This is a genomic window from Photorhabdus thracensis, assembly GCF_001010285.1.
Classification (GTDB): domain Bacteria; phylum Pseudomonadota; class Gammaproteobacteria; order Enterobacterales; family Enterobacteriaceae; genus Photorhabdus; species Photorhabdus temperata.
Genome location: NZ_CP011104.1, coordinates 1,114,962 through 1,127,957, shown reverse-complemented (window position 1 = coordinate 1,127,957; position 12,996 = coordinate 1,114,962). Strand labels below are relative to the sequence as shown.

The following is a 12,996-nucleotide window of genomic DNA, read 5'->3' as shown; positions in this document are numbered from 1 at the left end:
AAAACGGCTTATTCCCTGTTATGTTTAATATATTCATCGACGATGCTATCTTCCTCTTATGTTACATTTACCTGCCCTGCCATAACCATTTAAAAGCACGAAAACAGATGTATTAAGGCTTTTATATAAAAGACGGGTTTAAACATAAGTGATGTTTTTTAAAGGAATATTTATTATATTTAATCGAAGTCTATTAACCATTAACTGAAAAATTGAAAAGAAATCAGCAAAAAAAGATATTATCAGGAAAAAGTAAATGGGTATCTTTATACCACCAAGCTATTTATGGATTGATTTACGAAGATAAAAGACTTATAAAAACTGTTCATAATTGCCAGTAAAACAACGTCAGTAAAGATAAAAAGCGAATATAATTAACGTTAGTTAAACGTAAAACACAATATACCATGATGATTAAACTTAATAAAAAGCAGTAAAAACAATGACTAAAACCTTATTATATAAGTTAAAACCAGAGGTTAAAAAATGGCTTTTAATAGCAATTTAAAACCTTCCTATCATAAATACATAAGTGAAAATGAAAAAAGAATCGGATTTATTAATGTTTTATATACCACGCAAAAAAGATAAATAAAAACAGGAATCGGTTAATCAGACAATCTATTTTCAAAAAGGAACCGACTTTAATAACGTTTTCAACCGGTGAATAAACTTTTTAATAAACCAGTTAAATAATTATTCAAAAAAACAGGAATAACAAAATCTGCAAATAAATAACTTAACCGAATACGAGCTGAATTACTTACAGCGTTATTGTATTGAATTTGTTATGCAACACTGCGATACATTAAATACATCTGTTTAAACTTATTTTACACGATTTTATCTCGTTTGATAGCATTGCTTTCTTACCGTTTGATTTAAGTCATGCCTCTTTTTATACCTTTAATGTGATTTAACACCAAAATAAATCCATGCTGTTGTTTTTTCCAAACTATTTTTCGTAATCCATTAACACTTAAATACCCATTTTATCATGGCTAATTAATCCGTCCGACTTTTCTCTATTGTTGATATAATAAGGTGTTATTAAATTAGTTGACCGATTTATTTAAACATCATTTAAGTAGATGTCGATCGGCAAGCTGCTTTTTTCGGTGATTAGTTAGCTAAGGGTAAAAAGTAGACGCTCATTAATACCAGATTTTGAAAAGGGATAGAGTCACTAAAAACGGCTTATTCCCTGTTATGTTTAATGTATTCATCGACGATGCTATCTTCCGCTTATGTTACATTTACCTGTCCTGCCATAACCATTTAAAAGCACGAAAATAGATGTATTAAGGCTTTTATATAAAAGACGAATTTAAACATAAATGATATTTTTTAAAGGAATAGTTATTATATTTAATCGAAGTCTATTAACCATTAACTGAAAAATTGAAAAAAATCAGCAAAAAAAGATATTATCAGGAAAAAGTAAATGGGTATCTTTATACCACCAAGCTATTTATGGATTGATTTACGAAGATAAAAGACTTATAAAAACTGTTCATAATTGCCAGTAAAACAACGTCAGTAAAGATAAAAAGCGAATATAATTAACGTTAGTTAAACGTAAAACACAATATACCATGATGATTAAACTTAATAAAAAGCAGTAAAAACAATGACTAAAACCTTATTATATAAGTTAAAACCAGAGGTTAAAAAATGGCTTTTAATAACAGTTTAAAACCTTCCTATCATAAATACATAAGTGAAAATGAAAAAAGAATCGGATTTATTAATGTTTTATATACCACGCAAAAAAGATAAATAAAAACAGGAATCGGTTAATCAGACAATCTATTTTCAAAAAGGAACCGACTTTAATAACGTTTTCAACCGGTGAATAAACTTTTTAATAAACCAGTTAAATAATTATTCAAAAAAACAGGAATAACAAAATCCGCAAATAAATAACTTAACCGAATACGAGCTGGATAACTTACAGCGTTGTTATGTGGAGTTTGTTATGCAACACTGCGATACATTAAATACATCCGTTAAAACTTGTTTTACACTATTTTATCCCGTTTAATAGCATTGCTTTTCTACCGTTTGATTTAAATCACGCTTCTTTTTATATCTTAAATATGACTTAACGCTAAAATCAATTCATGTCGTTATTTTTCCAAGATTTTTTCAAATTTTAAATCTTACCGAATTAATCTTTTTATCCATTTTTAATTGAGCTATTTCTTTATGGCTTACTTCGTAAAATAACGGCTAGAAAGCTTTTGAATACCCATTTGTTAAGATAATATTCTTTTATGTACTGATTTATTTTCAATTCTCTGTTAATGGTATTAAATATCACACTCATTTATTTAATGCTTTTTGAGCTTTTTCTTGATTTTTTATGCTAATTTACTTAATACGGTTAATCCTGTTAAATGTTTTAATATATCTCATGTTTTTGTTATCGGATTAATGTTGTTATTTTGCCTTATTAATCAATTAAAAGCGGATTTTAAGTTTTTTAATAAGGTGATAAAACAACAGAGTTAACCCAATAATAAGAATATGAGGTTATATCAAAACATTTAACCGAATTACTATTTAAAAACGAGAGCATAGAGATTAAGAGTCTATCCCAATAGGGTTTTGTTCCAGACTATAATCCCACATGCAAAATGTAACATAGCTTCATAGTTTTCGACCTTCTTTTCCCATCGGATCAGTATCCGGCGAAAGCGATTCATCCAGCTATGAGTTCTCTCGACAACCCATCTTTGAGCTTTAAAGTCCGTATTTTGACAGGCATCTGATTCTTCCTTACCTGACCCTAATGGCAGGCAACGGTATCACTGCCTATGACGCTGAACTGACAGGCGAAAATGTTGCGCTGCTCGCACGTGAAGGCGACATTCAGATGAGAGGTGACAGCGCAAGTATTTCGGCCAGCAACAACGTGCACCTGTTTGCGAGTCAAGAACTGGATCTCCAGGGGATATTGTTAAATAAATCAATCCACCTGACGTTAAATGCGGGGCATAAAATTAATGCCCGCCGGGCTAAATTGGCGGCACAGAAAAACCTGACCCTCATTGCCGGCCACGATATTGCCGCGGATCACGCCGAGTTGACAGGGGAAAATGTTGAACTGCTGGTGAGTGAAGGCGATATCCGGATGGGAAGGGATCAGCTTTATTCATGGTCTGGCCTGTCGGCCAAAAATCATTTACGGATTTCAGCGGGCCACGATCTGGATCTCTACGGCACCTCATTCGATCAATCACGCCATCTGACATTCAGTGCCGGTCGTAACCTGAATGCCAGCCAGAGTCAATTAAACGTGGCGGGCAATATTCATCTGTTTGCCGGCAATGACTTAATGTTGCGGCGAGCCCGTCTCAATGCCGGGCAACAAGTCACATTAAGCGCCGGTCACGATATCGATATGTCCCGTCCCCCCACGTCAGAAAGCCTGTTGCGTGTCGCCGATTTAGCGGGATCCCGCACCCAAATCACCGCGGGTGATCAGCTGCAACTCAGTGCGGGGGGTGATATCGTGGGCAGGATGGCCCGATTAACCTCAACGCAGGGGAGCGTGTTGGTTAATGCCAGTGGGGATTTCATTTTCTCTGCCCAGAAATATTCGCCTGTTAACGATGAAGATCAACACTCCCTGTATGCCACCGGCACCATCAACGCCGCCCGCAATCTCACACTAACGGCGGCTGGCAACCTGTTGACATACGGCACGAGCTTGACATCCGGCAGTGATATGCGGCTTTCCGCCGGGGGGAATGTGCGTTTTGAATCATTGCCTGAATTTATTCGGGAAGGGAACAGTGGACGCTTTACGCAACACGCCAGTCAGTTGAAGAGTGGCGGCGCATTAACACTTCACGCTCAGGGTAGTATTCTATTCCAGGCCACGGAACTTATCGCTCAAGGCGTGATGGATATCACGGAAACAGGCGGTTTTCTCTATGCGCAAGCCATGGAGGAGGTTTACCGATGGGAAGAAGAGAAAAAAAGCTGTAACCGTGTTTTGGGCATTAAATCCTGTAAAGTTTTTGGCTCCAGGACGGAAACCCGCAGAAAAGAGCGTTCAACCAATAAAGTCACCGAATTTACCGCCGGCGGGGATATCAACCTGAGGGCAAAAGATGACGTGACCCTGGAAGTGAGCCGGATAGACACCCAGAAAAACGCGAAAATCACCAGCCAGACGGGGAAAGTGAACTTCCGGGCGATGCCCAATACCGCTTTTGAACAGACCCTCACGACGTCAAATGGTTTTTTCATCACGCACCACGATAAAGGCCACAGTGAAAAGCGCTGGGTCATCCCATCGGTGCAGGTTGGCGGTACCCTGACGGTGGAAGCGGCGGACGGCATCAGTGCGGATGTAAAGGTGAAAGCGGGGCAATTACTGGAAGACGCGTTAATGGAACTTGGTAACACCCCGGGAACCGAATGGTTGAAAAATCTGCAAGACCGCAACGATGTCCAGTGGAACAGAGTTAAGGACGCTTACAGTCGTTGGGACAAAAAAAGCACCCGCTTAAACCCTGTCGCGGGGGCCGTGATAGCGATTGCTGTTGCGGCGGTAACCGCAGGCTCTGGCCTGGCGGCCTGGGCGGGAAATAGTGCTGTGGGTGCAACCGGCGTCACCGGGGCTACGGCGAGCGCGGTCTATGGGGCGGCTTATGGCGGAATGATCGGGTTGACCTCTCAGGCGGCGGTGGCTTTAGTCGAAAATAAAGGGGATCTCACTAAGACACTGGAAACCTTAGCGCAGCGCGATTCTGTCAAATCCCTGGTGACCCAAATAGCGGTGGGTGGCGCATTAGGGGGATTGGACCATGCGATGGGATGGGGAAAACTGGCCGAAGGAAAAGCCGTTGTCGATCCCCTAAAAGCGCAACTGCCCTTATTGAGTCACCCTGACTGGAGCCAGGTGGCCCAACGTATGGCGGCACAATCCGTCGTGAGTTCAACACTGGGCACGGCCATCAATGGCGGCAGATTTACGGATAATCTGCAAACCGCGTTATTAAGTAATATCGGTAACCAGATCAATGCGGAAGGAGCCGGGCTGATTGGGGATAACGGGGAAATTCTGGGTGTGCCCGGTAAAGCGATTAGCCATGCAGCGGTGTCTGCCCTGGCGGCGGAAATCGCGGGCGGTGATGCCAAAGGGGCGGCTGTGGGGGCGTTGGCTGCGGAATTAGCGGCGATAACAATGGAAAGCCGGCTATTTGAACCGTCATACAAGAATGAAGCCGAGCGGCAAATTCATAAGCTTCAGGAAGCGCTTACGGGTAATGAAACTAAGACCCAGACAGCCAAATTGATCGGAGCGTTGTCAGGTGCCCTGATTAGTCATACACCCGAAGGCGCTTACAGTGCGGCTAACAGCGCAGAGCTTGTCTATCGTAACAACATGACTGAGCATATGCTGCATCAGTTATCGGTTGATAATCAAAAAGATATCCTGGCGGCAGAGAAAGGGGATAAATCGGCGGCAGAACGCATTATTGCGCGACGGGATGCCGCGATAACGGTGACCGCAGTGGCCGCAGGCGGCTATGCGCTGGCTTATGGCGGTTATATACTGGTGGCTGGGTCGGCTGAAATGGCAGCGGCAGGGCGTATTGCACTTGAAGGGTGTAAAACTAATCCGGCTTTGTGCTTGAATAACGTGGGCATTTTTGTTGCGGATGCCATTGCGCCGGAAGCGGCTGTTGGAACTGGCGTTTTGGCTGCTGGCACGGTAAAGGTATTAGGTAACACCCAAGAAAGTGTAAAGAATTTAGCAGAAGAATTGAGTCATGCCTCAAAACCGTTGTTAAGTAATGCTAAACCTGATACCCATGCCGTAACTCGCTTGATTGAAAAAGCATCTACAAAAGAAACCATAACCCCAAAAGTTACTGCTAAATTAGAAGTGAATGGAAGAATATTTACTGATACGAATCAAACGGCAAGAGCTTCTGAACAGGCAAATGCGAAACAAGGAACTCTAATTACCGATAGAATTTCGGCAAAAGAAATAGCTAAAGGTAAAGAATTACCAAACGGTAATATGGCAACTGCTCATGCAGAAATCGGCACTATTCAACAAGCCTATAATGCAGGTGTTTCAAAAGGTGCTGATTTGAAAATAACAGTGGTAGGAAAAGATGTTTGCGGTTATTGCAGAGGTGATATTGCAGCAGCAGCCGAGGTTGCCGGTGCAAAATCAGTTACTGTCAACGCTGTAGACGATATAACTGGTTTACCAAAAAAATATATTTGGCAATCAGGAATGAAATCCTTACGGGAGGTTAAATGAATCTAGATATGGTTATTGGGGGATTTAGTCTTACATATTTGGGAGAGAGAGAACAGCTCTCCCCAGTTATAAAACCTTCTGAACAGGACCTATACCGACTGTTAGAATACATGCAAGATAGAACTGGTGTATTGACTATAAGAAACAATTCTGCTGATGAATCAGGCCCTTATCAATTATCCTTGTATTCACAAGATAATAATTACCTACTATTATTAAGTGAATTTGATATAGATGGTGAACATAATGTAAGAACACCAAATAATGATAATGCCTCTGGAAATTACATTGATATTTTGGGTGAAATGCATAGTGATAAAACCTTAGTTCAAAGTTTCGATTTTATATATTGCGTATTCAAAGAATTTTTTAACACAGGTAATGTATCAAAAGAACTTCTCAATTAAACAACAGCCCCGGCCCCGCTCTGGGGCTGTTTTACCCTACTCTGTCAGCACCAGCTTTCAAGGATATAATACTTTATCCAGTCAATAGCGACTCTGGGTTAAACGGCTCAATACTCATCCCCTCCAGACAACATGACTGAGCATATGCTGCATCAGTTATCGGTTGATAATCAAAAAGATATCCTGGCGGCAGAGAAAGGGGATAAATCGGCGGCAGAACGCATTATTGCGCGACGGGATGCCGCGATAACGGTGACCGCAGTGGCCGCAGGCGGCTATGCGCTGGCTTATGGCGGTTATATACTAGTGGCTGGGTCGGCTGAAATGGCAGCGGCAGGGCGTATTGCACTTGAAGGGTGTAAAACTAATCCGGCTTTGTGCTTGAATAACGTGGGCATTTTTGTTGCGGATGCCATTGCGCCGGAAGCGGCTGTGGGCACGGGCGTTTTAGCGACCGGAGCCGTAAAAGTATTAGGTAATACCCAAGAAGGTGCGAAGAATCTGGCAGGAGAATTGAGTCATGCCTCAAAACCACTGTTAAGCAATGCTAAACCTGATACCCATGCTGTAACTTGCTTGATTGAAAATGAGAAGTTGTATGCTGGAAAGGGAACGACACAGGTTGATAAGACAGCAAATACAGGTACACTAAATTTGCCAGCTGTCCGTCAAGGTAAAGTTAGTTATGAACCTGGTGCGACTCCAAATGCTGATGAAATTAGGGCTGGTCAGAAATTTGCTGATTTAGGTTATCATGTGACTTATAAAAAAGAAGTTAATCAGCATAAAGTAAAAACTCAGGATCTTTGGGTTGAAGGGATCGGTAAAGTTGATGTTTATACTCCTAATTCTAAAACAATGACTGAAAAATCAATACTAAGGATGATAGAGGCAAAAAATAAACAAACTAATTCTATTATTATTCAAGCTGATTTATCAGCCAAAGATATACAAAGTGTAGTTGCCAGAACTTGGGGTAAACCAACGGCAAATAATATTAATACTCTGTTCTTTCAGAATTCTAAAGGACAGATTGTTAGATATGATAGACCTAATATAAGGAATAAATAATGCCTAAATTTACTTGTAAATGTGGTCATGTAATGAATTTATCTAACGAAGATAATGATTACGAATATTCTTTTATTGCTGAAAAGATTATTAACGAAATTATATGGATATTAGAAACTAATAATAATGTTATTGATTCGGATGACTTTATATCAAAAATTGACTCTAAACGAACTAGTGTCCTAACTTGTCATGAGTGCGGGCGATTTTGGTTAGAGAATGAAGGCGGCTCTTATAACGCTTACATCAAAGAAAGCGAGTAATATCATAAAAACGCCCAGTTTATCTGGGCATTAAACATGGTCTTATCCTTCTAACCACTCAGGTGTTATACGTTGCAGTGCCTGAGTGGCTTCTTTGATCCGCTGTTCAATTTGTTTAAGCTGCATCTGGCAGGAGAATTGAGTCATGCCTCAAAACCACTGTTAAGCAATGCTAAACCTGATACCCATGCTGTAACTCGCTTGATGGAAAATGAGAAGTTGTATGCTGGAAAGGGGACTAGTGGGGTTGTACAGGTCGAAAATAAATTAGTTCCTGATAATTTGTCTTCACAAATAGCAGAGCATAACAGCCAAATTGGAGTATTAAATCGAAAACAAGGGACTATTTCCGGTGCTCATAACCAGGACTCATTTTTAGAGTCAGTTGAAATGACTGGCGCTAAAGTAAACCTTACGATTACTGATAAAGGTTATCCTGGATTAATTGAGTATAAATATCAAATTCCTGCGATTAATAATAAGGGACAGCAGATAGGTTTTAAAGCTGAACAAACAAAAACAACCTATGTTTCTGAAATATTGTCGGATTCCAGAGTTATAAATATGTCGAATAAAGCATCTCAACAGGCTGAGAACTATTTCAAAGTAAACCCTGAACATAGACAGTATTCTGTTAAAGTTGATGGTTATTGGTTCCAAGTAACCCGAGATGCGAAAACAGGACAAATTAATAATGCATTTATTACAATGCCACCAAGAGGTTCAAAATGAATAAGGAGCAAATAAGTTGGCTGATGACCACCAAAGACTATTTATATCAGGATCATGGAAGAGATCTATATGATGTTATTTATGCCACATTATCAGAAGATAAAATGAGTTATAAATTATTTTTAAAAATGGCTAGCGAAGGCCATGGATTTTCTCCTTCTGAAGGTTTTAGTTATGCGTTAGATCAAGATTGGGATATTCCAGAAGAATTTAATGAAGTCACTTTTTTTCTAGGTGAATATGAAAGTTTATCCATATCTCCTAATCATTTTGTTCAACTAATGCAATATATTACAGACGCCTATATTCAGGCTTATCCAAATGATAAAGCATCTGTAGAATTGTATATGGAACAGCTAAGAGAACGTTATCCCTGATAATAATAATATCCCAATTTAACTTAAGTGACCCCAAAAAGTTGGACAGGTTACATTAAGCGGCTAATAATACCTGAGTCTGGAACTCCACCGGATTCAGGCCATTTAACCTTGGATGTTTTGGCCGCTGAATTAGCTGTAATAACACCGGATAAAACATTCAACAACTCAATAAAAACTCAGGCAGTAAAGCCATTCAATATAGAACAGGTGCCGTTATAACTGATTGACTGGATACATCCTATTTGGAATCCATTGATAAATGGAATCGATAAAAGACAAGATTGAGTAGTATTACTCTCCAGTTGAAAACTGCAATCCTCGGAATGGTAATCGCTTTACAGATTTATCATCTTTTTAACATAATGCAGTTTCTCTTTTTACTTGTTTTCCCTTTTGGCGATCGGTAAGCTGTTTTCTTTTCGGTGATTAGTTAGCTGACGATAAAAGAATAGGTATCCATTAATACCAGATTTTGAAAAGGTACAGAATCACTAAAAACGGCTTATTTCCTGTTATGTTTAATGTATTCATCGAAAATGTTATCTTCCAGTTATTTTACATTTAACTTCCCTGTCATGACTATTTAAAAGAATGAAAACAGAGATATTAAAGATTTTATATAAAAGACAGCTTTAACTATAAGTGAAAACTTTAAAAGGATGTTAATTAAGTTTAATCGAAGTCCATTAACTATCACCATTAACAGCGAGTTGAAAATAAATCAGCGAGAAAAAGAATATTATCTTAAGAACCTGATGTGAATGTGATTTTTAGTCGTTTCTTTATAATAAATGGATAAAACGGTTAATCTGGCAGGATTTAAACGCTTAAAAAAGATGTTGATTATCCGAAAAAGCATAAAAGAGTATCTTTATACCATCAGACTATTTACAGGTTGATTTATGAAGATAAAATAAAGGATTATGATTTATAAAAACTGCTCATAACTGCCAGTAAAACAGTGTTAGCAAAGATAAAATCAAGTATAATCAACGTTGATTAAACGTAAAACACAATATACCATGATGATTAAACTTAATAAAAAGCAAATGTTAAAAGCAGTAAAAACAACAGCTAAAACCTTATTATATCGATTAAAATAAAAGATTAAAAAATGGACTTCAATAACAGTTTAAAACTTTTTAATTATAAAAACATCGGTAAAAGACAATTGGGATTATTAATGATTATATACCAAGTAAAAAAGTGTAAATAAGAATTTTAAATAGATTTATTAGATAATGTATTTTTAAAAATGAACCAGATTTAATAACTTTTTTAACCTGTAAATAAACTTTTTATCAGCCAGTTAAATAACCGAAAATGAAAAAATGAGTAAAAAAATACGCAAATATATTATTTAAATCACGGTCTCTTAAATCGCCCATTTAACCTTATTTTACACTGTTTTTTCCTATTCAACAGCATTGCTTTTATACGGTTTTATTTAAGTCATTAATCTTTTTATTACCTTTAATGTGAATCTACCCTGGATAATTAATTCCCCAGACTTTTTACTATTATTAATTTTATAAGATATTATGAAATTAATTTACCGATTTATCTAAACATCATTTAAATAAATATGATTGAATGGAGTTAAATGAAAATATAAAATCACATGACGAGCCTATATTAATGAAACCAAGATAAAAAGCGTAAAAAAAGATATCCTAAATATAAAATAAATCTATTTTTTAAAATTTAAACACTTTTTATTTAAATCTATGCCTTAAGCCATTAAAAGCGCGTAAAATTTTGCAGACTTTTAGTCAACCAGTCTATTTAAAAACACCGCCAAACAATCAAATCACGCTTGAAAACTGACGTCGCTACTCGCTCACCGGGCAACAAATGCGCTGGAGAATAGTCAGCAAGATATCGCACGCCTGCTGGATTTGGGACACAATACCATTAAGTAACTTAAAGAGTTGTTATTGATGTATAAAAGATTACCTTCATCCTTATCACCGTTTTACAGCATTTAATATATCGCATTGCCCATTGTCAGGATTAAAGATCCAGATCTTGATCACATTTCACACTATCCATTCAGACAATAAATTAATGCCACATTAGAATAGTTTAATAATGTCATTATCAGATTGTTAATTATTGTCTATGGGAAAATTACCGTTTTATCACCGCAGCCTGACCGGGCTTATCCTGCTGGTCATCTCCGCACTGGCACCGGCGGCAATTCCTGTCAGCTCGGCGGATCAAGAAACCATCACACAACAACAAAAAGCCTTGTTGCAGCAAGCCCAACGACAGCGGGAAGCGCTGCGTCACAATATCACCGTATCCCCATCCCCCGTTTTAACGCCGGATGCAGCTGAATCTGTTTGCCACACCATTCAACAGATTGAATTTGTGGGTGCAGAAAGCCTGTCAAGGTCAGTCAAACAGAACTTGACTCACTCTTACTTATCTCATTGTTTAACTTTGCAGCAGATTAATGAGCTGGTGCGTAAAGTATCGAATGCCTATATCGAACGGGGTTATGTCACATCCCGCTCTGACCTCAGAGCGCAGGATTTATCCTCCGGTACCCTCATGATTACCGTGAATGAAGGCAAAATTGAGTCAATCAGCCTTGATGATGAAACACCATGTTCACTCAAAATGGCCTTTCCGGGCATGATTGGCAAGACACTCAATCTGCGGGATATTGAACAAGGCATGGAACGCCTGAACCGCCTGCCCTCACAACAGGTCGCCATTGATATTCAGCCAGGAAAACAACCCGGTTATTCTGCGGTTATCTTAAAACGAACCTCGACGCGCTTACCGATCAGTGCCAGCTTGGGTGCGGATAACAGTGGTCAGAAAAGTACCGGCACCGGGCAAATCAATGCCAGTGTAAACCTGGATAATCCATTACATCTCGCTGATCAGTGGTCATTGTCTGCCAGCCATAACAGTGATTTTCGCAATAACCATCAAAACCGAAGCCTCACTTCTAATGTAATGATCCCTTATGGCTACTGGCTGTTCAGTTATCAGTACGCGTGGAATGACTCTTTTCAGAATATTCCGGCTGACTCGCAGGCCTATCGCTACGAAGGCGCCAGCCAGACGCACCAGCTGGCAATAAACCGGGCGTTATACCGTGATGGCGAACAGAAGCTGGCGCTGGATCTGGGATTGACGCGCCGCCAGACGACCAATTTGCTGGCGGGAGAGAAATTATCCATCAGCAGCCCGACGTTAAGCGCTATTAACCTTGGCATTAACTACAGTTCAGTACTGGCAGGTGGCTATATCACGTTTAACCCGGCAATCAGCCACGGTTTACCGGTGTTCAGTGCGACAAAAGAGGATCCCCATTTCCCGGATGCACCACGGAGCCAATTCCGTAAATTTAGCCTGAGTGCCAGCTATTTTATGCCAGTCACGGATTCCATTTATTACCTCTCATCCCTTTACGGCCAGACCACGCCCGACAACCTTTACGCCAGCGAACGCCTCTCGCTGGGAGGACAATATTCCGTCAGGGGATTTAAAGAGCAATCTCTCACCGGCAATCGCGGCGGATATTGGCGCAATGAGCTGAACTGGCGAATTTCAGAGTTTCCTGTACTGGGTGAACTCGCCTTAACCGGTGCGCTGGATACGGGTTGGTTACGAGGAAAAGCAGGACAAATTGATGGCGGTAATGTCACCGGCACCACACTTGGTCTCTCACTAACGCACCGCCGATTCAATCAGGCGATAACTGTTGGCAAACCACTCACTTACCCTAACTACCTGAAACCGGATCACTGGGTGGTTTACTGGTCTGCATCACTGATTTTGTAACAACGCAAGACATAACTTATTGAAACAAAACATTTCCATTGCAATAAAAT

7 protein-coding genes and 1 pseudogene are annotated in these 12,996 nt (G+C 39.5%); 7 read left to right on the top strand and 1 reads right to left on the bottom strand.

The window, feature by feature from the left end; genetic code table 11:
• Positions 1–2,594 precede the first annotated feature (2,594 nt).
• A pseudogene (locus VY86_RS23035) lies at positions 2,595–2,753 on the bottom strand (IS5/IS1182 family transposase); the annotation flags it as partial.
• A gap of 41 nt (positions 2,754–2,794) precedes the next feature.
• Between VY86_RS23035 and VY86_RS24510 the strand changes: the two are divergent.
• From VY86_RS24510 to VY86_RS04485, 7 genes are all read left to right on the top strand, one after another.
• A complete protein-coding gene (locus VY86_RS24510) occupies positions 2,795–6,292 on the top strand; it encodes a DUF637 domain-containing protein (RefSeq protein ID WP_052760778.1) in 3,498 nt (1,165 codons plus the stop codon).
• A complete protein-coding gene (locus tag VY86_RS04510) occupies positions 6,289–6,699 on the top strand; it encodes a DUF6911 family protein (protein ID WP_023046451.1) in 411 nt (136 codons plus the stop codon). The genes VY86_RS24510 and VY86_RS04510 overlap by 4 nt, the downstream gene beginning before the upstream one ends.
• Before the next feature lie 144 nt (positions 6,700–6,843).
• Positions 6,844–7,770 carry a hypothetical protein gene (locus VY86_RS22505; protein WP_052760777.1) on the top strand — a complete coding sequence of 309 codons (927 nt, stop codon included), beginning with the start codon at positions 6,844–6,846 and terminating at the stop codon, positions 7,768–7,770.
• Complete coding sequence (locus VY86_RS04500; RefSeq protein WP_021324798.1) at positions 7,770–8,033, top strand: DUF8617 domain-containing protein; 264 nt, start codon at positions 7,770–7,772, stop codon at positions 8,031–8,033. The genes VY86_RS22505 and VY86_RS04500 overlap by 1 nt, the downstream gene beginning before the upstream one ends.
• Positions 8,034–8,171: 138 nt before the next feature.
• Positions 8,172–8,765 (top strand): CdiA family toxin C-terminal domain-containing protein, encoded by a 594-nt coding sequence (locus VY86_RS04495; protein WP_152552729.1) that lies wholly within the window; start codon positions 8,172–8,174, stop codon positions 8,763–8,765.
• Complete coding sequence (locus tag VY86_RS04490; RefSeq protein WP_023046454.1) at positions 8,762–9,142, top strand: hypothetical protein; 381 nt, start codon at positions 8,762–8,764, stop codon at positions 9,140–9,142. Before VY86_RS04495 ends, VY86_RS04490 begins: the two co-directional genes overlap by 4 nt.
• A 2,124-nt stretch (positions 9,143–11,266) precedes the next feature.
• Positions 11,267–12,946, top strand: a complete 1,680-nt coding sequence (locus VY86_RS04485; RefSeq protein ID WP_052760776.1) for a ShlB/FhaC/HecB family hemolysin secretion/activation protein — start codon at positions 11,267–11,269, stop codon at positions 12,944–12,946.
• Positions 12,947–12,996: the final 50 nt, after the last annotated feature.

What these genes read in the sequence shown, in the direction of transcription:
- VY86_RS24510 (WP_052760778.1), top strand. Translation starts at nt 2,795, where the DNA reads ATGGCAGGCAACGGTATCACTGCCTATGACGCTGAACTGACAGGCGAA.
- VY86_RS04510 (WP_023046451.1), top strand. Translation starts at nt 6,289, where the DNA reads ATGAATCTAGATATGGTTATTGGGGGATTTAGTCTTACATATTTGGGA.
- VY86_RS22505 (WP_052760777.1), top strand. Translation starts at nt 6,844, where the DNA reads ATGCTGCATCAGTTATCGGTTGATAATCAAAAAGATATCCTGGCGGCA.
- VY86_RS04500 (WP_021324798.1), top strand. Translation starts at nt 7,770, where the DNA reads ATGCCTAAATTTACTTGTAAATGTGGTCATGTAATGAATTTATCTAAC.
- VY86_RS04490 (WP_023046454.1), top strand. Translation starts at nt 8,762, where the DNA reads ATGAATAAGGAGCAAATAAGTTGGCTGATGACCACCAAAGACTATTTA.
- VY86_RS04485 (WP_052760776.1), top strand. Translation starts at nt 11,267, where the DNA reads ATGGGAAAATTACCGTTTTATCACCGCAGCCTGACCGGGCTTATCCTG.